General features: G+C 48.4%; 18 protein-coding genes and 2 pseudogenes. 18 read left to right on the plus strand and 2 right to left on the minus strand.

What is annotated here, in order from left to right:
• Nucleotides 1-58: 58 nt before the first annotated feature.
• Both ACFSUF_RS20835 and ACFSUF_RS20840 read left to right on the plus strand, forming a co-directional pair.
• Nucleotides 59-481 (plus strand): VOC family protein, encoded by a 423-nt coding sequence (locus ACFSUF_RS20835; protein WP_377606189.1) that lies wholly within the window; start codon nucleotides 59-61, stop codon nucleotides 479-481.
• 278 nt (nucleotides 482-759) lie between these two features.
• A complete protein-coding gene (locus tag ACFSUF_RS20840; RefSeq protein ID WP_377606191.1) occupies nucleotides 760-1230 on the plus strand; it encodes a pentapeptide repeat-containing protein in 471 nt (156 codons plus the stop codon).
• A 425-nt stretch (nucleotides 1231-1655) separates the two neighbouring features.
• Here ACFSUF_RS20840 and ACFSUF_RS20845 read toward each other — a convergent pair whose 3' ends face one another.
• Nucleotides 1656-4016, minus strand: coding sequence for a glycoside hydrolase family 9 protein (locus ACFSUF_RS20845; RefSeq protein ID WP_377606194.1), 2361 nt, complete (start codon nucleotides 4014-4016; stop codon nucleotides 1656-1658).
• A 414-nt stretch (nucleotides 4017-4430) separates the two neighbouring features.
• Here ACFSUF_RS20845 and ACFSUF_RS20850 point away from each other — a divergent pair, with 414 nt between their 5' ends.
• The 15 genes and pseudogenes from ACFSUF_RS20850 to mgrA all read left to right on the plus strand — a co-directional run bounded on the left by ACFSUF_RS20850 (nucleotide 4431) and on the right by mgrA (nucleotide 20274).
• A complete protein-coding gene (locus ACFSUF_RS20850; protein WP_377606196.1) occupies nucleotides 4431-5342 on the plus strand; it encodes a pentapeptide repeat-containing protein in 912 nt (303 codons plus the stop codon).
• A gap of 408 nt (nucleotides 5343-5750) precedes the next feature.
• Nucleotides 5751-5903 (plus strand): annotated as a pseudogene (locus tag ACFSUF_RS20855) (S-layer homology domain-containing protein); the annotation flags it as partial.
• Between the two features lie 18 nt (nucleotides 5904-5921).
• Nucleotides 5922-6842, plus strand: coding sequence for a hypothetical protein (locus ACFSUF_RS20860; RefSeq protein ID WP_377606265.1), 921 nt, complete (start codon nucleotides 5922-5924; stop codon nucleotides 6840-6842).
• A 292-nt stretch (nucleotides 6843-7134) separates the two neighbouring features.
• On the plus strand, nucleotides 7135-7305 hold the full coding sequence (locus ACFSUF_RS20865; RefSeq protein WP_377606198.1) for a hypothetical protein: 171 nt from the start codon (nucleotides 7135-7137) through the stop codon (nucleotides 7303-7305).
• Nucleotides 7306-7752: 447 nt separating this feature from the next.
• A complete protein-coding gene (locus tag ACFSUF_RS20870; protein WP_377606200.1) occupies nucleotides 7753-9096 on the plus strand; it encodes an ABC transporter substrate-binding protein in 1344 nt (447 codons plus the stop codon).
• 92 nt (nucleotides 9097-9188) lie between these two features.
• Nucleotides 9189-10130, plus strand: a complete 942-nt coding sequence (locus tag ACFSUF_RS20875) for a carbohydrate ABC transporter permease (protein ID WP_377606202.1) — start codon at nucleotides 9189-9191, stop codon at nucleotides 10128-10130.
• Nucleotides 10127-10957, plus strand: a complete 831-nt coding sequence (locus ACFSUF_RS20880; protein WP_377606205.1) for a carbohydrate ABC transporter permease — start codon at nucleotides 10127-10129, stop codon at nucleotides 10955-10957. Before ACFSUF_RS20875 ends, ACFSUF_RS20880 begins: the two co-directional genes overlap by 4 nt.
• A gap of 42 nt (nucleotides 10958-10999) precedes the next feature.
• Nucleotides 11000-12736, plus strand: coding sequence for a cache domain-containing sensor histidine kinase (locus ACFSUF_RS20885; protein ID WP_377606207.1), 1737 nt, complete (start codon nucleotides 11000-11002; stop codon nucleotides 12734-12736).
• Entirely contained in the window at nucleotides 12733-14223 is a 1491-nt protein-coding gene (locus ACFSUF_RS20890; RefSeq protein WP_377606209.1) for a response regulator, read from the plus strand. Before ACFSUF_RS20885 ends, ACFSUF_RS20890 begins: the two co-directional genes overlap by 4 nt.
• A gap of 415 nt (nucleotides 14224-14638) precedes the next feature.
• Nucleotides 14639-14773 (plus strand): hypothetical protein, encoded by a 135-nt coding sequence (locus ACFSUF_RS20895; protein ID WP_377606211.1) that lies wholly within the window; start codon nucleotides 14639-14641, stop codon nucleotides 14771-14773.
• A pseudogene (locus tag ACFSUF_RS20900) lies at nucleotides 14721-14885 on the plus strand (glucose-6-phosphate isomerase); the annotation flags it as partial. The gene ACFSUF_RS20895 and the pseudogene ACFSUF_RS20900, both read left to right, overlap by 53 nt.
• A 198-nt stretch (nucleotides 14886-15083) precedes the next feature.
• The gene (locus ACFSUF_RS20905; RefSeq protein WP_377606213.1) at nucleotides 15084-17015 is read left to right on the plus strand and encodes a fructose-1,6-bisphosphatase; all 1932 of its coding nucleotides are present in this window, start codon (nucleotides 15084-15086) and stop codon (nucleotides 17013-17015) included.
• 126 nt (nucleotides 17016-17141) lie between these two features.
• Nucleotides 17142-18077 (plus strand): RNA polymerase sigma-70 factor, encoded by a 936-nt coding sequence (locus ACFSUF_RS20910; protein ID WP_377606216.1) that lies wholly within the window; start codon nucleotides 17142-17144, stop codon nucleotides 18075-18077.
• A gap of 599 nt (nucleotides 18078-18676) precedes the next feature.
• Nucleotides 18677-19156 (plus strand): carboxymuconolactone decarboxylase family protein, encoded by a 480-nt coding sequence (locus tag ACFSUF_RS20915; protein WP_377606219.1) that lies wholly within the window; start codon nucleotides 18677-18679, stop codon nucleotides 19154-19156.
• A gap of 128 nt (nucleotides 19157-19284) precedes the next feature.
• Nucleotides 19285-20274 (plus strand): L-glyceraldehyde 3-phosphate reductase, encoded by a 990-nt coding sequence (gene mgrA / locus ACFSUF_RS20920; RefSeq protein ID WP_377606221.1) that lies wholly within the window; start codon nucleotides 19285-19287, stop codon nucleotides 20272-20274.
• Between the two features lie 484 nt (nucleotides 20275-20758).
• On the opposite strand, the gene ACFSUF_RS20925 is transcribed toward mgrA, so the two are convergent.
• Nucleotides 20759-21613 (minus strand): alpha/beta fold hydrolase, encoded by an 855-nt coding sequence (locus ACFSUF_RS20925; RefSeq protein WP_377606223.1) that lies wholly within the window; start codon nucleotides 21611-21613, stop codon nucleotides 20759-20761.
• Nucleotides 21614-22027: 414 nt separating this feature from the next.
• On the opposite strand from ACFSUF_RS20925, the gene ACFSUF_RS20930 reads away from it, so the two are divergent.
• Entirely contained in the window at nucleotides 22028-23023 is a 996-nt protein-coding gene (locus ACFSUF_RS20930; RefSeq protein WP_377606225.1) for a Gfo/Idh/MocA family protein, read from the plus strand.
• Nucleotides 23024-23083: the final 60 nt, after the last annotated feature.

Genomic DNA, 23083 nt, shown 5'->3' on the forward strand with positions numbered 1-23083 from the left:
TAAGAACAAGCAAATAGGAGAGTATTTAAAATAATAGTTCAATCAAAGGAGACACTACATGTCATCAAAGCTAGTGAGAGTAGGCACTATTTATTTACCAGTAACCAATCCTAGAAGAACTTCTGAATGGTTTTGTACAAATTTAGGTGCTGAATTGATTCACTTGGATGAAGGAAATAACCATGCAATTCTTAATCTGGCTCACCAAAGCTTTATTTTGATTCAAAGTGAGAAAGGTACCCTTGCAAATTTTCATACAATAAATGACGGTCTCATGTTTCCATGTTCGTTTGAGGTAAACGGCATAGAAGCATTAATACAGCTGCAGAAAGAATTGCAAGAAAAGGGAGTGTCTGTTGGGGAAATTGAAGATAGGGGGCATCCTGGGAGGAACTTTATTATTACTGACCCAGACGGAAATAAGTACGATGTTTGGAGTGAGTTATCAGTAGAATTTAAGCAGAAATACAATATAAATTGAGTTGAGTGAAGGGAAACGATAGCGTAAAAACACTGTGTGGGCTGCAGCTCCGATTGACCAGCAGCCTTTTTCAACTAACGAGCAGAAGAGGTTGTATTGAAATTCTGGTGATGAGCGGCATGAATGGCTGACGGGGAGCAGGACTGCGGTAGTCAATGGACCTATGAAGTCGTCGAATATATAAAACGGGAGATTAGCCAACTGGTTAATAAAGGAAGATGTAAGTCCTATGTCGAAGTTTCGAATGCAACTTAATTTATAATCAAAGGGGTATGAGAATGAACTTGAAGGTGGAACCGTTGGATTTGCAACAGGCGGATATATCAGGGTCTAAGTGGCAGGAGGTTAGAGCTGAGGGGCTTGATATAGATAATGTCAGCTTGGCTAAGACGAAAATGAATAATGTAAATATGAGTGAAATGACTTTACATGATGTGAATATGGGTGGAATTAAAATCTCGAACGCAAACTTGTCAGGTTTAGGCATTCATCATGCTAATTTTAGCAACGCAGTTATTGACCATGTCCATCTGTTTGGAACAGAGTTTAATAATGTTGTTCTCCCTATGGAGGGTGACGGAAATTATAATCCCGATGGGCAATATAAACCTGTAAGTTTTCATAACTGTAACCTTTCTAGTGGGCAATTAAGAAATTGCGATTTATCAAATGTTGAGATAACTGATTGTGACATTACTGGATTGAAGATAAACGGTATTTTAATTTCAGATTTAATCAAGCCGCGTTAAACAGGAAGCAAAAACTTGGCATGGAAAAGTGCCATTATAAGCCAGATATCCTGATGTTGAAGATGATGTATAAATGGACGAGGGATTTTGAACAGAGTAGAACCAGTTTTGAAGCCAAGTTGAACATATACAACGAGAAAGTGGTCTGGTTAAAAGATAGTACCATTATTCCAAAAGACATTTTTGAAAAAGAGGCTGGTCGAGCTTGCGGTGAGTTTAATCAATTCTGAGAAACTGCTAAGCTCCCTGTGAATAAATCTGAATTAATGTCTCTTAAGGAACACCACTTAGCTTATAAATCATGAAAAATTCGCTAAGGAATTGGAAAAGCCCACTTAGATGCGATAACATCCCGTGGGCCTAACATAATCCCTAAGAACAGGTACACACGCTCCCCGGCTGTTTGCTGCCCGGAATCTAAAGCGCTATTCGTTCTCTTCCGCCATCTCGGCTGCGAAAGCTGCGACAAATACCAGATTGGACACCCAATAGATGGTCGGCTCGTTCACTGTCCAATCAGAATTGACATCGCGGAACGCTTTGCCGGGAAACCTGGAGTAGTGCCCGGCGTCGTAAGCGTTCGGTCCGCCGGTCAAGATACCCGGGGGAACACGCCTGGTGCCGCCGTAGCTGAACTGATTGCTGAAGACCGCGGACAAGCTGTCTTCTCCGTAACCGGAAACATAGCTGAACCGCAGCGGGTTGATGCCCAGCATGTAGTTCAAGTTATGGCGCGCGGCAAGGAGGGCGTCTTTGCTGCTTTTTCCATATTTCGAGCGGGCCGCTGCCGTAAGAACGATCACCGTATTCAGCACATCTTTGTTATTGCCCCAGTAAAAATCGTGCTCACTGCCGGAACGGCCGTCGTCATGCGTCGTATGCCAAGGCAAATGCTTCGCGCGGTCTACCTGAGCGGCCTCAAACTTGCTGTAATGTCGGTTCCACCACTTGATTACAGCGGGATCCGGGTTACCGGCATGGATATAATGCAGGAAACCGGGGAGCTCCATCCGGGTAATGCCATACCCGTTCTCTGTTGCGGAGAACGAAGGGCCATACCCGTCATAATGGGCTGCAAAATAGCTGCTGTAAGGAGCTTCCCCCGTTGTACGGAATAAAGAAGCCGCGGCGTACAGCCGGTTGTCCTTATCGCTGCCATCGGGATATGCGCCCTCGCTCTCCGTCGCAAACACTTCACCGTTCTCCTCTAGGTAGCCCCATGCCTTTTTGGCGGCGCTAAGGAGCTGAGTAGAATAGGCGGGATCGAATGCGCTGAACAGCTTGGAAGCGTGGGCCAGTGCTCCGGCAGCATCCGCTGTATGGGCTGTCGGCTTGACATCCGTTCTATCACCGTTCACGTCATAAATATAACGGTCTTCCGTAACCTGATCTGCCGCTTTCTCGTAGCTCGGCGCTACCTTCATGTACACGCCGCCGTCCGTATCCTGCAGCTTCAGCAGGAAATCCGTGCCCCACCTGATTTCATCCAGCAAGTCCGGAATCCCGTTCCCGGACTCGGGAATGTTGGACCCGTCACCAAACTGGGAAGGGAACAGCTCATAAGCCCATAGCAGATCATTCACGGTCAGCGCGACCGCATTCGTATATTTACCGTAATCTCCCGCGTCGAACCAGCCACCGGAAGCGTCGAGTGTCCGGGTATCGTCGGATTTAAACTTGGCGGCGCTGTCAGCCGGCGTTCCGTTGCCCCGGGCAAACATCCCCGCATGCTGAGGTTCGAGCGGAATTCCTTGTCGCTGATAATAGAAATAACGGGCGGAATCCACCAACAGGCGATCGTAGATGTCATTGCCGATGTGGAACCGGGGCGAAGCTTCGATGCCTTCTGCTTCGACCTTGACATAGTACTGACCGGGCTTCCTGATACGGGAGAAATCAGCTTTTAACACTTTTTCACCTGACACGTACCGGTCGTACTCTGTGATGAGCTTTAGCTTTCCCGAGTACACCTTATCTCCCGATAAAGCGTCCACTAGTTGGAACGTTGTCTCTTTGCCCGCCTTAAGCGCATCAGGAAAGCCTGTAACAAGAGCATATTTTTCCGCACCTACCGTGTAGCCGACCTGATTTACTTTCACTGCCGGATACGAGACCTCCGGATCAGGGGACGTAAACCGGATCTGATTCACCCAGAACTGAAGTCCTTCCGAACCGTCCGGGCCTAAGGTGACCAACCGGTTTTGCAGCAGCGAGAACTTCTCCGGATCGGGTACGAGGTCCTTAAGAGGTATTTTTACATGCTGCCAATTGGTGGTAACGTTTACATAATGGTCAATAGAGATTTGCGTTTCCTGTTCTTCAGGATGTCGGCCGTAAACCTTGTCGCGCAAACCGACTTTGAACGATTCCCCGCCGGCTGCGCCTTTTACATAAAATTCCAGGTACCCGTTCTTCCAATACGGGTTCAGGTCATAGGTAGCCCAGTTGTTGTGAGCCAGGAGTACGGTCCACCAGCCGCCGGCGCCAGACACGTTCACTTTGTAGGAGGGAAGCCCTTCGTAAGCGGCGTCGGGGTCAAAGGGAAGCCACCCGTTACCATCCTTCTCGTCATACTCGATCTCGAAACCGTCCCCGGCCCCAGACCACTGCCCGCCTTTTTTGTCGTACAAAATCTGCAAATCTTGTAATCGGTTCCAATCGGGTGCCGGACCCTCTTCCCGGGCCGATACAGGCAGAGGTCCCGCCGCCGCCCCGAAAGGGCTCATTACGGAAACCAGCATGGCCGCCATGATCAGCCGCAGGACGGTCCATTTTGTATACTTCATCCTTATTCCTCCTCATCTTAGTAATGGATTTCCTCACCACTATAGGACAGATTAAGGATCACCGAAATGCTAATGTTTCCACATTCATGAAACTTTCTTAGTCACATAGATTTTGAATGGAGCGGGAGGGCGGTCTCATGTTTCAGCCGTAAATCTCCTGCAGATAAAAGGCTTTGGCCGGGCGTGTGGCCGAAACCAACTATTGAGAACAATAGGCATCTTCTTGTAAGGGATCACCCTAACTTTCTTTTCTTCTTGTTATCCACATTATCGCAAATATTACGGGATCAATGTCCCAACCAGCCCCAAGAGGAGAAGTGAAAAATAATTTTGGCGACCAGAGGGAATAGGTTGGTTCACATAGAAATAATTAAATACGAATATATATTCGCATAGTAAAACTGTTGTAAGCCTATGAGCTCACGAATTATTGAAGGAGGAGAAGAAATGGAGATTATCGATCAGCGGGAGAACACGCAAAAAGTCTTGGTACGGAATTCCAATCTAGCAGGAGCTGAGTTCGAAAATTGCCGTGCGGAAGAAATATCGTTCCGAAATGCTTCGCTGCCCAATTTCCGCGTCGAATTCGCAGATTTGAGCGAAGCGAATTTTAAGGATGTCAATATGTCGAGGATGTTCATCACCGATGCCAATCTGTCGGACCTTGAAATCGACGGTGCTCAGCTAGGTGGAGCTTTTATTCACAATATCGGACTGCCGCCGAAAGGGCACCCAGCCTACCGGGAAGACCAAGGGCGCCAGCGCCCGTTGCGATTCGAAATGTGCGAGTTGGCGGGCAGCACGATAACCTCCTCTGATCTTAGCGGCGTTCACATTGAAGGGTGTAACATCGAAGGGCTTACGATTGATGGCATCAACGTTTCGGAATTGCTCAAGCGCTATCAATTAGAGGGACAACCGGAAGGCAAGTCACTTCAGGAGGGGCCACCCCGGCTGACACCGCTTTTGAAACGGACGGGCGCGGCATTCGTTCCGGTCCGCGATATTGAGAAGGCTAGAGATTGGTATTGCCGGATTATGGGGATACCTGTCGAGTCCGTTCCTATTATGAATGGTCATCTGTGTTCGCTTCCTGTTGAAGGTTCCGGAATCATTTTGGATACGATGCCGATGTGGGGCGGCGAAGAGCCCGGCGGTCCGCCGACATTCAATACCCCAGCCTTCATGCTGCTGACGGACGATCTTGCCGCCTCATACGCGTTTATGAAGGAGCAGGGCGCAGAGGTCGTCACCGCGATCGAGTTCGACCACTGGTTCGCCTTCCGCGATCCGGATGGTAACCTGTTGATGGTCTGCAGGGCTTAGCTCAAATATCAATATACAGAGGGGGGACTCCCTCGGAGTGATGTTGTTCCGGGCGGGAATCTCCTTTCTTGTTTAATTTGGATTGGTTGTTAATGATTCATTTTTCTCACGGCACACCATTGAACTTACGGGACACGATAGTTCAATTACGATTTGCCGTCAGCAACTCAACCATTGGCTGTCGTTTTCCATTGAAGTAACGTGGCAGAGGAGTAGAACATTTATGTCGATTATATTGGAGAGTGTACTCGAATGACCCTTTTGAAAATCAAAAGGATGATTGCAATTTTTCTGTTTCTTGCCATAATCTCATTCGCCGAGGCATCATCGGCAGAGGCGCTTGAGCAGGCAGAGATGAAATATAACCCCTATCTCGCGCTGCGTGAAGCCCAATCACCAGAGATATTGATGGATCCGATCAAGCTGGAGTGGCTCGTGCTCAACCGGAAGTCGACTGACTTAGCAGGGCACTGGGCCGAAAGGGTTTTCCAATGGGGCGTGCGCAACCGTCTCATCGATGGGTACCCAGACGGTACCTTTAAACCAAATCAAACGGTGACCGAAGCTGAATTTCTCAAGATGCTGTATCGCGCTTACGGAGCAGTTCTGCCGGTGCAGTCTGGCGAAAACTGGACGGAAGGACCTTACCGGCTTGCGGCGATGTGGAACCACCCGGCCCTCGGGAGCGTCGACCGCGAAGCACGCATGAAGCCAATTACGCGAACGAAGGTGGCCGAGCTCACGGCGTCTGTAGCCGGTTACCACTATAATGGCAAGCAGGCTATTCGCTTCGCATTGGGGCGTTCCATCTCTTCCGGCCGTACGTCCGCAACGATCGAAGGCTTCGTGGGCGAGGCTCAACTGACGAGGGCCGAAGCGGTCCAATGGATCCGCAAGATGAAACTGCAAGGGATCCTTTCGATCAAGCAGCGCCAAAAAGCGCCTTCGGACGAAAGCCTGCTGCCCGAACTTCCGATGAATGCCGAGCAAGCCGTACAAGACTTTGTCTTAAAACCGATCAGCGACGGCGGATTGTCATTCATCGATACGGCACGTGGGAACGGTTTTGAAATCGGCGATTCGCGCTCCGACCTCGAACGGATTTATGGCACGGCCGACGACTACGATATGTTTGGCCGCCAACACTACGGAGCGCTGTCCATCCACTATGATGAACAAGGCGCAGTCGATGCTTGGGGCGTCAACTTGGGGGAAGGAGAGGTGACTTCCATCCGTACTGCGCAAGGAATCGAACCCGGCAAAAGCCTGTTGCCGGAATTGCTAGCGGTATACGGCTCGGCGGGTTATGAAGGCAACGAATTCGCGACCTACCTGTATGAGAAGAAGGACGACCGCTTTGTGCCGCGCTCTTCCCCCTACGAAGTCGAGAATACCGATCAAGCCTATGTACTCTCGTTTATCGTCGATTCGTTATCGTTGAAGGTTTGGTACGTCTCCGTCTCCACCTTCCGCTTTGCGTACCTTATGAAGTTCGAATGATCAGTTATAAAGATTGAACTAGACCGCTATAATTAAGAAGTTACTCCGATAGTAGATGTGTATCCAATTGAGAATTTGATTAAAGGACATAGTAAAACCAATCAGATCAAAATCGCAGCAGCTCTGGATTTAGCGAACAACGATATGGAATAGGATTAAGCTAAACAATGGCAGCCGGACAGCGTGATCGGCTGCCTCTTTCATTGAAGGTAATGAATGAGAATATTAAATAATAAATTCGATGCCAGAGCATAATACTCCCATATCTAATTAAAGGGAGGTTAAAGGTTACATGAGCAACAGCATCGATGCCATACGCGCTGATCAACAAAATTTCCTTGATAAGACGGAAGACGAGGTAAAGGAGGTTCCCTCCAGTACCCAGGGAGGAGAAGCGGTTGAGGCAATAGTGGCGCATATCAACAAGTACGACGAGCCTGAGGAGAAGGAACAACAGAAATAACGGAGTCGAAACCGGCCGTGTTAGATTTACTCATGTAGCGCTGGATATTGAACAAAAGAGGAACGATAGCTTAATATCACAGTGAAGGCTGCAGATCAGATTGATCGGCAGCCTTTATTCAAAGTGAAGTGACCGGCGATCCGAAATACTGCGAAGCGGTACTATTCAATTACAACAGGGAAACTCAGAAGAAAGCAGCTGTCACATAATGCTGACGGGACTTGCTGGAAGACCATTCTCCCATGACGAATTAATGGCAAGCCGGTGCGAGCGCCGCTCGTGGCCGGCTTTTTGCTGCGTGTTGCAATCGACCCAAAGGCATCGTTCACCTGAATAAAATGAGCGCTTGGAGTGTAGATTTTGAACACTGTGTAAGCGCTGTCAGTAGGTGTATAATAGGGTCATGGAGCAAGGTATCCATAATTTCACAAAAGGGAGGATCTTTCTATGCGTAAAACTTGGTTAAGCGTTTTGGCAATGGTGCTTATCGTCTCGCTTGTGCTGATGGGGTGCTCCCAGCGGTCGGGAGGAAGCTCAGAACCGACATCGAACGCTGGCAGCAATGCATCGGCCGGTAATGACGGAACCGAGAACGCTGACACCGGCGGCGATACCGCGGCAAGCGGCGAGAAAATCCGGCTTACCGTCTACAGCACGATCGGAGAACTCAAGAATCAGGATATGATGAAATCGATCGCAGCCGACTTCACCAAAGAGAATCCGAATATCCAGGTGGAATTTCAATTCCCGGGGGCGGAATACGAGAACATCCTGAAAGTCAAAATGGCGGCGAACGACCTTCCGGACGTCTTCGACACGCACGGTTGGGCCGTCATCCGGTATGGCAATTACCTGGCCGATCTGAAGGATGAGCCTTGGGCGGGAAATCTGACGGATACGATAAAACCGGTGGTAACCGATAAGGACGGCAAAGTCGAAGCGCTTGTATTAAGCGAAGCCAAAGACGGCATCTCATACAACGCCGAGATTCTGGAGCAATACGGCATCCAGCCGCCGACCACGTTCGAAGAGCTTATGGCGGCTGCCGAGAAAATCAAAACGGACAGCAATGGGCAAATTACGCCGTTCTTCATGTCCGGCATCGACAACGGCATGATCGGCGGCTTCCTCGATCTCTACGCGACTTCAATGTACATCAGTCCTGCCAGCAACCAGGGAGACCAGCTGCTTGACGGCTCGTTTGATTGGAAGAACTGGACGCCTCTTGCACAGAAGCTGCTGGATATGCAGAAGAAGGGATACATCAACAAGGACGTACTGACCGCCAAATATACGGATATGCCGCAGCGGTTCGCGCAGGGTAAAGTAGCGTTCGTTTATGGTGCGCCTTCATTCGCCGACGAAGTTTACAAGGTTAACCCGAAAGCGAAGATCGGTATAATGCCGCTAACGACGATGGTGGACGGCGATACCCCAACCTTCTCCGGCGGAGAACGTTATACGATGGGGGCATGGAAGGACGGCAAGCATCTGGAAGAGTCGAAGAAATTGATCGCGTTCTTCGCGAAACCCGAGAATATGTCCAAGATCGCCAACGCGACCAAGCTTCCTCCGGGGCTAAAAGACATTCCATCCCAGCACGAATTCTCAGAGTACTATGAGAAGTTCAAGGATATTCGGGTATTCCCTTATTTCGACCGCGTCTACCTGCCGAACGGCATGTGGGACGTTATGTGCAAGACCGGTACGGCTCTGGTCGCGGGCCAGACTTCGCCCGAGCAATTCTCCGATAAAATGAAGCAGGAATATGAGCGTCTACGCAAACAGTAGCAGCCCGGGCAGGGGGGCGTCCCGCCTTCCTGCCTCCAATTATCGTCCTGACCTGATCAACGATCTGTCACATGGACATTGGGAGGAGAATTATGGCCAAACCGGATATGACGGCTCTGAATAACGACTCGAAACATCGGCTAAATGCCGGCTACTTCCATCGTTTGGCACAGCGGGGAACCTTCCTCAACCTGCTGTATGTGCCGGCGCTTCTGCTCTTTATCGTCTTCATCTTCTATCCGTTCCTTCGCGGCATCCAGATTTCATTCACCAACTGGGACGGCTATAATCAAGGCTTCAAGTGGATCGGTTTCGAGAACTACAGACGCATCTTCAGCGATCCCGACATGGGTAAGATCATTCGCAACACCGCCGTATACGGCATCGGAAGCGCGCTCTTCCAGAATCTGATCGGCCTGCTGTACGCTTTATTCCTGAACCAGAGCATCCGGACGCGCGGTATTGTCCGCACCGTCATTTATTTGCCCGTTATTATAAGCGGTCTCATTATGGGCTATATTTGGTACTTCTTCTTCCAGTATGACGGCGGTGCGATCAACGACATTATTCTGATGTTCACGGACGAGCCATCCAATCTGCTCGGCGATCCGAACGCCAATGTCTGGATTATTACCTTCGTTAATACGTATCAATATCTCGGGATTGCTATGGTTCTCTTTCTTGCTGGCCTGCAGTCGATCTCGAAAGAGTACTACGAAGCGGCGACGATCGACGGAGCGGGCGCCATGTCCCGGTTCATGCATATCACATGGCCGCTCCTCGCCCCGTCATTCACTGTAAGCATGGTGCTCAATCTGACAGGCGGACTCAAGCTGTTCGAAGTCATCGTGGCCATGACGAATAGCGGACCGGGCTATGCTTCAGCATCCATGTCATCCTTCATGTATTTGCTCTATTTCGGACGGGAGGATGCCGGTTACGCCGCAACTGTCGGGATCCTGATGTTCGTCATGATTTCGATCATTAGTATTGCAGCGCTTGTCTGGCTGCGCAGAAGGGAGGTTCAGGCATGAATTATGCCATGAGCAAGAAAAGGCGCTTCTGGATGACGACAATCTCGCTGCTCATCTGCATCATCCATATTCTTCCTTTCTATATTCTGCTGACTACGACCTTCAAGGCGGCAGACGATCTTAGTTCCAAGTGGATCTTTCCCGGATATCTGTATCTCGAGAACTTTGCCAACGCCTGGAGGGAGGCAAATCTGGCCTCAGCCTTCCGGAGCAATCTGATTGTTACGGTGTTCTCCGTGTTCCTGATCATCGCCGTCGGCTCGATTGCGGCTTACCCTCTGTCCCGGCATCAGACACGATGGAATAAATTCATATACACTGTGTTTGTGTCGGCGCTTATTGTTCCGGCGCTTACCATCCTGGTGCCCTTGTATAAATTTATGGTCGACATTGGCGGCATGAACGAATATTGGGGTATCATCCTGCTTCACGTCACGTTCAACCTGCCGATGACCATATTTCTCTATACGGGATTCATCAGTACGATCCCAAGGGAGCTCGACGAGGCGGCGATGATCGACGGAGCCGGACGCTTCAGCCTGTTCTATAGAATCCTGCTGCCCTTGCTCAAGCCCATTACCGCGACGGTCATCATTCTGTCCGGAGTGGCGGTATGGAATGATTACACGTTCTCCGTCTTCTTCCTCCAGCGTGTCGAAACGAGAACGATTACCGTCGCTCTCGCCAGCTTTTTCTCCCAGTTCTCCAGCAATATCGGCTGGGTTGCCGCGGGGTCGCTGTTGGCCGCATTGCCCGTTATTGTCGTCTATCTTTTGTTGCAGCGTTATTTCATTGAGGGGCTTGCATCCGGAGCCGTAAAGGGGTGACAATGGGGGGAGACGAAGCCGGGAAGACAGGAGATCACATACATGAGGCAATCGATACGCATCAAATTAACGCTGCTGTTTCTGTTCACGATTGTTTGTCCCGTTGTCATCATCGTCCTGGCGCTTCCCTCTTATTATCTGCAATTGATCAGGAATCAGCAGTCCACTCTGATGGAGGGCACGCTCGCCGCGCTTACATCCAATATCGAGACGTATCTCGACGATCTGGAACGAATAACCGTAACACCTTATTATCACTCGGACATGATGGACGCACTCAAGATGAAGGCTGCGTTCAACTGGGAGGGGCTCAAGCCGTTCGAACGATTCCAAGCGGAGCAGGCACTTTCGACCGCGCTGCCGAACGCGCTGAAGAATCTGCGTCAGGACATCTTGGGTACGATCCTGCTGCCGATGGACGGATCGGTCTATATCACTTCTCCAAGCTTCTACACCGCCCCGGTCAAGGGGTATCAGTTCCAGTCTCAGCCATGGTACGTTCAAGCCGTGAAGGCGGACGGCCGAGTCGCATTCATCAGCGTTCATGAGCAGGACTATCTCGACGGTGCCAGGGCAAAGGTGTTTTCGGTCGCGCGGCTGATTAAAGACCCCGATTCGAAGAAACCGCTCGGCGTTATTATGGCGGACGCCGATACCGTCGCTATAGAGCGAATCATGAGCGGCCTCCGGCTTACCTCCGGATCAATTGCCGTTATACTGGACGACAAAGGTGAGCTGATCTACGCCAGCCGTCCGCTGGATGACGGCGTACGCCGTCGTCTCGCCGAAGGAAGCCCCAGTGTGGGCGGCGAACACGATTCCTATTCCGTTGTCAGCCGCAAGGTAAGCCGATCCAATTGGACAATCGATGTGCTGTTCCCTGAATCCGTCATCAAAGTGCAGCAAAAACGCGTATACATCTTAGGAATCGCTCTAGCATCCGGCGGCTTCGTCGTTGCTCTTGTCTTATATGCGACCGTGTCCCGCTGGATGGTGACTCCGTTCAAGGAAATGGTGCAGACGATGAAAAGAGTGCAGCGAGGAGATCTCCAAACATTTTATCCGGTGCGGGGGAAGGACGAGATCGCGCAGCTTGGAAGCAACCTGAACACAATGATCGAGCGGCTCGGCGAGTTGATCGACAGGGAGTTCCGGGCGGTACTCGGCCAGCGGAATGCGGAATACCGGGCGCTTCAATCGCAAATTCAGCCGCATTTTCTGTACAACACGCTTAATGGCTTTATCGGGCTCAATCGTTCGGGCCAACGCATGCTGCTGGAACGGGCCATTCTGTCATTAAGCGGCATGCTGAGATACACACTCGATTCGCGGGATCTCGTCAGGTTGAAGGAAGAGATGGAGTTCGTCTCCCAATATTGCGAACTTCAACATATGCGATTCGCCGAGAAATTCAACTTCGAAATCCGGTGCAGCCAAGACATCGAGACGGTACTTGTGCCCAAGCTTCTGCTGCAGCCCATTGTGGAGAACGCGGTGCTGCATGGGATCGAGCCATGTGACAGACAGTGCACCCTCGTCGTCGAAGCGTTCAGAATGGAAAGCGAAGATGGCACCAGGCCCGCTGTCGAGATTGTCGTACGCGATGACGGAGCCGGATTCGAGCCCGGATCGGGCCGCAGCGGCGGCGTCGGTTTCCCCAATGTAAGCGAACGCCTGCATCTGGCTTGCGAAGGCTCGTCCATTCGGGTAACCAGTCAAGCAGGAGAAGGAACACTTGTTCTCATTCATATTCCGATCAAGGAGGCGGACTTGCGATGAAGCTGCTTATAGCGGACGACGAGCATCTCGTCAGGCTGTCGCTGAGAAGCATGATTCAGGATATGGATCCGGATTGGCACATTGTCGGAGAAGCGGCGAATGGCGAGGACATGCTCGAACTGGTCGCAGAACATAAGCCTAATGTGGCAATCGTTGACATCCGTATGCCGAAGATGAACGGTCTGGATGCGATTCGTTTAGGCAAGTCCTGTTCTCCTATGACCAAGTGGGTGATCGTAAGCGGATACTCCGACTTCACATACGCTCAGGAGGCCCTGAAACTGTGCGCATCCGATTATCTGCTCAAGCCCGTCAGCCCCGGCGATCTTGAGCGTGCGCTGCAGGAAACGTACAAGGACAACCAGGAGTTGATCGCACTTCACAACCGTCAGTTCGAGAACAATCTGCAGGCGCTGCTTAACGGCATTCTCCCGCTTCACCAAGAGGACCGCGAGGGTATATTCCACCGCGGTACGTTTATAGCCTGTGTGTTTCTCCTCGATTCCGCTCCCGCTGCGCCCAGCGAGTCAGAGGCGCAACAGGGCCTGTATTGTACCTTGGCAAAGAGCGTATCGGGCGGGCTGGCCTATGGCGTCAACCTTGCAATCGTTCCGCTGCCGAGCGGCAACCTGGCGGCCATAGGAGCCTGGGATAAGGCCCTATGTCCGGAAGGGAGAAGCCGCATTGTCCAATTTCTCAATCATGCGGCCGAGCTTGCAAGCGGTAACGGCGACGGATTGATTAGGACTACGTGTATTGACAGTGGTGAATGCCGCGGCTTCGCGGAGCTGAGTGCGAAGCTGCAACTTCTACAGAAATGGTATGGTCTCCGTACGATACTTGGTATCGGCAGGCGCTACAGTTATCCTGAACTGGCTGAGGCCGCAGCGGTTCCAGAACGCCTGGAGGCGGGACGCCTGCTCGCCGAGGCACGGATGCAGCTCCAGAATGGATATCACCTCCAATATAGGCGAGCGGTTGATGAGCTAGAAACGGCGTTGTCCAAGACGAGCGGAATCGGGCTGGGGGAATTGCTCGGCACCATATCCGAATGCGTCGCTTTCACATGCGGGATCGCGCCCGGCAGCGCTCTAACCGATAAGGAAATCATAACAGCCCTCGTGCAGTACGGTGAAAGGTGTCTTCGCCAGTCGAAACCTAAGGACGGAACGAATGCCGATTTGGTACAGCAGGTCATACACTACATCGAGCAGCATTATACGGAAGATATCGGCATTGGCATCATTGCCGGGCAGCTTGCCGTATCCCCCAATTACTTAAGCACGCTGTTTCATAAGAAGACCGGCGTTACCTTTGTGAAATATCTGACCCGAATCCGCCTTGCGAAGGCTGAAGAGCTGCTGGTCAACTCCAATCTGCAGGTTCGCGAGATCGCAGAGAGGGTCGGCTATTTGAGTACACGTCATTTTACAAAGCTGTTCACCGGTGCATACGGCATATACCCTTCCGATTACCGCAAAAAATGAGGAGGGTAAATACAACCGCAATAAACAAAGGCTGCTCTGAATAAGAGCAGCCTTTGTTTATTTATTTTGGGGACCAGACGGTATCGCCATCACGATTAGATATAGATAAACCGGCGAGCGTACGCGAATAGTATACTTGATTCAATTGGATTATAATTCCAAACTAGTTTGTAGGAATTAGCTGCCGATGCCATAGATGTAGTCTATGGATTATGTGAAATATATTTATTACTCGTATAGCTTCTTTTTGTATTATAGTGGATTCAGAAATTGAAACAAAGCTTACCGATCCGAAACACCACTTGCACATGGTGAACATCAAGAGATTTTTTGAAGGAGAAAGATAAAGTGAAATCAGTCAAGTTCCCCTTCGCATCTAGATTTCATTCATTGTATTGAAAAGGAGACAACCTACATGGCTATCAAATTCAGTTATTCCAGTGCATTACCCTTTCTACAGCAGCATGAAGTGGATTACTTCGATAAGTTTGTGAACATTCGAAAAGGCATGCGGGATCAGCGGATTGCTTCTTGGCGTGAATCCGTTTGATCAGCCGGGTGTCGAGGCGTATAAAACCAACATGTTCGCACTGCTTGGCAAACCCGGTTTTGAATCGCAACAAGAAGAACTCCTCAAACGCTTATCCGCAGAAAACAAATAACAGGGGGGAACATAAAGGCTGCAGATCGAATGATCAGCAGCCTTTATTCAACTATGGGAAGGATAGCGTGGGAAGTTTCAGTTATAAAAGCTGTTAGTTTTTCCCTTTACTGTTTACACTAAGCTTAAAGGTACGCGGCTAGCCCACTTATAAAAACTTGTTATACATCACCATATTTCCTTGAAGGGGGAAATCTTTTTGGATGCGCAATTTTTAGATTTATTGGCCCAGAAATATGATACGGAAGAAAAAGTTGTAACAGAAATCATCAACCTTGAAGCGATTTCCAATCTTCCGAAGGGAACTGAGCATTTTGTCAGTGATTTGCATGGGGAGTTCCAGGCTTTTCAGCATGTACTAAGAAACGGTTCGGGTACTGTAAAAGAGAAAATCAAAGCCTTGTTCCGTGATGTTTGGACGGATCATGAAATCAATGATTTTACGGCGTTAGTTTATTATCCGGAAGAAAAAATACAGCTGGTTAAAGCAGAGCTTTGCAATAAACAAGCCTTGAAACAATGGTACAGACAAACGATTGAACAAATGCTTAAGCTCATTTCTAATGCCTCTTCCAAATATACGCGCTCGAAATTGCGTAAAGCTCTGCCGGAGCAGTTTGTATATATTGTAGAAGAGCTTTTATACAAAACGGATTCGACCAACAATAAAGATCCTTATTATGAGGAAATATATCGGCAAATTATTTCCTTGGGCATGGCGGACAATCTCATTATCGGCCTTGCTTATACGACCCAGCGCCTGGTGGTTGACCATCTTCATGTGGTCGGAGATATTTATGACCGCGGGCCGGACCCTGATAAAATTGTTGACACGTTGATCAACTACCATTCTGTGGACATTCAGTGGGGGAACCATGATGTCCTATGGATAGGTGCCTATGCGGGTTCTCTAGTCTGCCTTGCGAATATTATCCGGATCTGCGCCAGATACGGCAATCTGGACATTATCGAAGACGTATATGGAATCAATCTCCGCCCACTGCTGAACTTGGCGGAGAAATACTATGATGATAATCCGGCCTTTAGACCAAAGCTGCAGATCGACCATAACGGTTCGGAGGAGGAAATTCTGCAGATTACCAAAATTCATCAAGCCATTGCCATGATCCAGTTTAAGCTTGAAATCCCGATTATCAAGAGACGTCCATACTTTCATATGTCTGAAAGGCTATTGCTTGAGAAGATTGATTACGACAAAACTGAAATCCAGATCGGCGGAAAAAGGTATCCTCTGGAAAACACCTGTTTCGCAACCGTAAATCCGCAGCAGCCTGAACAATTGCTGGAGGAAGAAGAGCAGGTGATGGAAAAGCTCCTGTTCTCCGTTCAGCATTCCGAAAAACTGTCCAGACATATGAATTTTCTTATGAAAAAGGGCAGCCTTTATTTAAAATACAACGGGAATTTGTTATTTCACGGCTGTATTCCTCTGGATGAAGAAGGAAACATGAAAGAAATGCAGATTGAAGACATGACTTATTCAGGCCGTCAGTTGCTCGATGTTTTTGAATATTATTTACGATATGCCTTTGCGCATCCGGAAGAGACGGATGATCTGGCTACGGATATGGTATGGTACATCTGGACAGGAGAATGTTCCTCGCTTTTTGGAAAAAGAGAAATGACCACCTTTGAACGGTATTTTATCCAAGATAAAGAAACCTATAAGGAGAGAAAGAATCCTTATTACCATTTACGTGAAAATGAGGAGATCTGCCGGAGAATCCTGCTTGAGTTTAATTTGAATCCGGATCATGGACGTATCATTAACGGCCACACGCCAGTTAAAGAAATTCGTGGAGAGAACCCCGTTAAAGCAAACGGGAAAATGGTTGTCATTGACGGCGGTTTTTCCAAAGCCTATCAATCCACAACCGGCATCGCCGGATATACCTTGTTGTATAATTCCTTTGGCATGCAGCTCGTTGCCCATCAGAAATTTATTTCGAAAGAAGATGTGCTGTGTAACGGAACGGATGTATTGTCTGTAAAAAGACTGGTGGACAAAGAGCTGGAGCGGAAGCTGGTGAGGGAAACCAATGTCGGGGAGAAGCTGCTGCAGGAAATCTCAAATTTGAAGAGTCTCCTGGAATATCGCTATATGAAATGAAAGCAGTATGTATTTCAAGCAAATAATTATACAGATGATATTGGATCATAATACATTGAGATTTTTTTAAAATGTTTGTCACACATGCACATCTTTACTTGTCTTATTTACGAAGGGGCGGATGTTATGCAAAGTAATACCGTTGTACCAACTTTGACTACCATTGAAGAATTATATAAAACCTACAAGCCGACTCTATTTGCCATTGCTTATCGTATGCTTGGTTCTAAAACGGATGCAGAAGATATGGTTCAGGATTTATTTATGAACATGCATGGAGTAGTAAATGACAACATTCAAAATTACAAATCGTATTTAAGCAAAATGATGGTGAATCGGTGTGTGAACGAGTTAACATCAGCACGAAAAAAAAGAATAACCTACGTCGGAAATTGGCTTCCTGAACCGGATGTGCAGCCGATCGGACAATGTCCATTAGAGTGTGTTGAGCGTCAGGACACCGTGTCTTATGCATTTCTTATTCTTATGGAAAAACTCACCCCCTTGGAAAGAGCTGTATTTATTTTAAGGGAGGTATTTGCATACGAACACCGTGAAATTGCAGAAATGTTCAACAAAACAGAAGTGAATTGCCGCAAAATTTACAGCCGTGTGAAGAAGAAAGTGGATGCTTCCAATATAAAGGATGAAATACTTTCTTCGCATCTTCACGAGGAAAAAGAAATGGTAAGCCGCTTTATTGCTGCTCTTTCGAACGGGAACGTGCAATCCTTGGTGAACTTGTTAACAGAGGATATCACTTTCATAGCCGATGGGGGAGGAAAAGTTTCCGCCGCGATTAATCTTATTAGCAGTAAAGAACGAGTGCTCACCATCTTGAACGCCCTTTCCTCAAAACAGCTGCCGGGATCTGAATTGCATCTCGTTGAAGTCAATCAACAGCCTGGCATCATGATAACCAACGACGGATATTGTACTGGGGTTATATGTTTTGACTGGGATGTCAATACAATGGCCATTCAGCGGGTTTATCTGGTTGTAAACCCGGATAAATTGCAACATGTTAACACAGGGTTTATAACCAGCGCGTCCGAATGTTAAGACTGGAATGACCGTGAAGTGACTAAAGGAGAGCCTCCTGAAAGGCTCTCCTTTTTTGCAAGTATAACGCGGCTTTGAGAAACAAATCATCGAAACTGTCACATATTTACACTGCCATCTGCCTTATCCATAACAAATCATTTTTGAATTACAAGAAAAGAAAGGGATGAAGATACGATGAGTCATTGTCCTGTTTGCCTGGCAGGTTTTGTTGAGCCGATCGGGTACGTCGTACTAAAGGAGGGACCGCTTGAATTGAAACTAGGTGATGCTCCCCCAGCTCATAAAGAAACCATCCCTATAGGGAGATGTAATCAAATTTCGTGTCAGTATGTAAGTATGGGAGTAGTCCAGCAATCCCTTACTCCAGCCAAATATGTATTGAAGGAGCTCATTCTATCGCTTCAAAGAGAACACGGTAATAAGTCTCGGCGCAACGGAGGCAGCACAACGAACGATGTCTGAAATGAATTATATTCGACCAAGTTTATTTTTCATAATCAGATGGGTTGCTTGGGATAATATGGCTGTGGTTTATAAGTCACACATGGAAGCCGCCAACTGTCTTCTTAGTGTAAAAAAAAACAGGAGGTACACAAATGACGCAACGTGTAAATTATATGCAGCAATCACCGGAGTTTTTTAAAAAGTTGATGGAGCTAAGCAATGCCGAGAAAGAAAGTTCAATCGAAAGAAAGATCCTCGATCTAGTTCATATCAGAGCATCCCAACTGAATGGATGCGGCTTCTGCCTGGACATGCATATGAAGGAAGCTAAGATTCATGGTGAGCGTGAGCTCCGCCTTTACCACACTACCATCTGGCGGGAATCGACGCTATTTGATGAGCGTGAACGCGCTGCGCTGGCATGGACTGAAGTTCTGACCAAGCTGCCGGAGCATGGCGTATCCGATGAACTGTACAAACAAGTTCGCGGTCAGTTCAGTGAGAAAGAAATTTCAGACCTGACGTTTTCCGTTATGGCGATTAATGCTTGGAATCGTATTAACGTAGCATTTACCACGGAGCCGGGATCAGCGGATGCTGCATATGGCTTGACCAAAGCCGGTTTAAGCTAAAACAGTACACAAGCCATGGAAACAAGGAGGATGAATGTGTAAATTGCACATTCTCTCCTGTTTTCTTTTTGATTCCAATGGAATTTACATGAAAATAAACTGGTAACCGGTATAACAGGAGGTTCAGCATGGTATATCAAGCGTATGCAGACCGGTATACAGATATGAAGTACAACCGTGTCGGAAAATCCGGACTTCTCCTGCCTGCGATATCATTAGGATTATGGCATAATTTTGGCGGAGTTGATCCATATGAGAACGGGAAAGCGATGCTGTTAAGAGCTTTTGACTTAGGCATCACACATTTTGACTTAGCAAACAATTATGGACCGCCGCCGGGATCCGCTGAAGAAATGTTGGGTAAGGTTCTAAAGTCTGATTTGGCTCCTTACCGGGATGAGTTGGTTATTTCTACGAAAGCGGGAACCCATATGTGGAGCGGGCCTTATGGTGAATGGGGCTCCAAGAAGTATATGATTGCAAGTCTTGATCAAAGCTTGAAACGTCTGGGGTTAGAGTATGTAGACATCTTTTACTCCCATCGGCCGGACCCCAACACTCCTATAGAGGAAACGATGGGGGCTTTGAACCAAGTTGTCCGCCAAGGAAAAGCGTTGTACATCGGTATTTCAAGTTATAATGCCGATCAAACCAAAGAAGCGGTCGCTGTTTTGAAACAGCTTGGAACCCCGCTGCTGATCCATCAACACAATTATAATATGTTTGAACGCTCGATAGAGAACAGTCTGCAAGGTGTGCTGGAAGATCATGGAGTAGGAAGTATCGCATATGGTCCGCTGGCACAGGGAATGTTGACGAACAAATATCTTGGCGGGATTCCTGGGGATTCCCGTGCTGCAAAGGGCCGATTTCTCAAGGAGAAAGATGTTACCGAGGAGAAGCTTTCTAAAATCAACCGTTTGAACGAACTTGCTGGGAATCGCGGCCAAAGCTTAGCCCAAATGGCGCTTTCCTGGGTTTTAAGAAGGGGCCGGGTTAACTCTGCCTTAATTGGAGCCAGCCGGGTTTCTCAGATCGACGATAATGTGGCAGCATTAAACAATCTAGAATTTTCTGCAGAAGAGCTGGAGCATATAGAAAATATCCTGAAGTCATAATAAGACTCTTAGCTTTTCCACGATTGGCTCATCAGCACCATGAAAGGAGTACCGGTTGTTTTCGGGACTCCTTTTTATTTGATCTGGATAGTACTTACAGATTCATCAGCGGATGCCGCATATGGCTTGACCAAAGCCGGTTTGAACTAAACAGGTACGGAAGCTACTTCAAAGCGGTTATTTCCGCGCGAAGAAGACCCAGGAAGAGCTAATCCAGAAGTCAAACCTTCCTTATACAATCGTCCGGGCTACGCAGTTCTTTGAATTCGTCGGAGGCATCGCTGATGTAGCGACAGAAGGAGAAACGGTTCGTCTGCCTTCCGCCCTCATGCAGCCTATCTTTTCAGATGAAGTTGCCGCGGCGTTGGCCGATGTCGCACATGGGGCCCCAATGAACGGCATTATCGATGTGGCTGGTCCAGATCAGATTCGGATGGACAAGTTTTTGTAGCGGCGGGAAGGGGATTTTCTTGTTGGCGAGGATTCAGCGGAAGGATGCGCGAATTTCATTGATGGCCTGGTTCGGGGCCTGCAGATGTGGATAGTGGCCGATGCCTGGCAGAATCTTCAGCTCCGCCCGTACAAGTTGGGCAAATTCGATCCCCATTTCCTTCTTGATGTAGAGGTCTTCCGAACCCCAAACGACGCTCACAGGCGTCTTCAGCTTCGCTAGGTTTGCCTCGAAATATTCCTGGTCCCGGCTGAAGTGCGAATAATAGTGGTAAAAGGCGTCGACCGAGGTCATCCCGCCATGGCCCCACCCGAGGGCTATGTCGCCCTTGAATTCAGTGGACAGCTCGTAATGCGCTTCCTCCGGGAGGCCGCGGAAGAAGGTATTGGCGAGGATTTCTTCACGATTTGCATTCATGAAGGCACGGACCTGATCGGCGGACGGCTTCGATTTCAGCGCCTGGAGATTCTCCCACATGAGAGCCGGTCGATTCAGGGGAGCGAAGTCACCGACGATGATCGACCTGGCGATGGCGGGCTGCTCTAAGGCTAGGAGAAGCGCGGGCAGCGCACCGATGTCAGTCGCGTAGATAGTCAGTTCCGACGAGTTGATCCCTGTCTTTACGATATAGGCATTCAGGACCTGCGCATAGTCACGAGGCGCGTAGGTAAATGTTTCGACAGGCGGCCGTGAAGACAGGCCGTACCCGGGCCAGTCGAACGCGTGGACTTCAAACTCGTCGGCAAGGATCGGAGCAATTTCCTTCCAGGCATAAATTGTTTCTGGGAAACCATGCAGGAGAAGAATGGTCCCCTTGGGCCGCGGATTGCGCAACACCATTTGCCGTAACGTGATGTCCCGGCCGATCTCGATAAACTCAATTTCCATGTTCATTCTCCATCTATATGATGTATATGCAACATTTGGTGTGAGGATAGTGATTTTCCAGTTTCTCCATTATGATGGCGTACTATACTGTAAAGTTTATTTATATATGTTTTTCAAGTTGAGGCATCAATGCTATTTTGTTTGGATAGAACTTCTCTTATGCGCATACCCATAAGCAAGGCTACCAATCCGGTCCCAAAAATAGAATGAGGGTCGTCTTTTTCTAACGGCTTATTTAACAAATCCGGTAAAACCACAGTTCTTCAGTGGCCTCAACAAAAAACGCGGTGTTTTTTTCATTGAAAGTCTAGATTACATGAAGGAATACAACTGGACAAGAATACATAACTTGATTAATAACGTATGTGTTATGTTAATCTGCTTATTAAAATTCATATTTAACGGAGGACAAATATGACCAAGGTACGCGTAGGGATGATTGGAACAGGTGGCATTGCCCAATGGCACGCCCGTCAACTGCTGGAATTACCAGAAGTTGAAATTACTGCAATATCTGATACAAATCTCAAGAACAGGCAGAGCTTCGCAGACAAGTTCAGCTTGAAAAACGCAGCCCAATTTACTGATTATAATGAAATGCTGCATGAGGCGCCGTTGGACGCAGTGGTCATTTGCTCTCCACACACTCTGCATTACAAGCAAGCGATAGATGTGCTGAACAAAGGTCTGCATGTGCTTATCGAAAAACCTATGACATGCTCATCCGGGGAAGCGGAACTACTGATACGAACTTCAGAAAAGTCTGGCAAAGTATTGCAAGTATCATACCAGCGACACTTTCAGCCTGAGTTTATGTACATCCGCGATGCGATTTCAAGTGGAGCGATCGGAAAGCTTACTTCTATAACCGCCTCGTTATATCAGGAATGGAGGCAAGGGACGCCGGGAACCTGGCGCCAGGACCCCAAATTATCCGGCGGCGGTTTCCTAATGGATTCGGGTAGCCATATTATTGATGTGCTTCTATGGACAACGGGACTTACACCAGTTGAAGTAAAAACGCAGATGCATTTGCATGGCGCTCCGGTTGAGATTGACACATTTACATCCATAAGGTTCGCAGAGGGCGCGGTAGCTGGACTTAACCTGATTGGATACGCCCCGTGCTGGCATGAAACCTATGTGTTCTGCGGCGAGAAGGGCGGAATCTTCTATGACAATGGTAAAATTACCTTGCATCATAAAGGGCAGGAGCCGATAGTACCTGAACTACCGATACAGACAACAAATCAAGATAAAAGTTTCATAGATGCTATACTGGGACGTCATGAAGTTATTGTCACAGGCGAATTTGCCTATAAAGTTGTTAAATTTTCCGAGATGGTTTACGAAGCTGCGGGTTACAAACCACTCAATGATGGTCCTCAGGAAGGAGAACACACGGCATGAATTTAAAAATGGTATGCGAGTGCCGCCGAGGATCAACGAATTAACACCCGCAATCAAATC

This window comes from Paenibacillus gansuensis (assembly GCF_042684925.1).
GTDB lineage: Bacteria > Bacillota > Bacilli > Paenibacillales > DY6 > Paenibacillus_N > Paenibacillus_N gansuensis.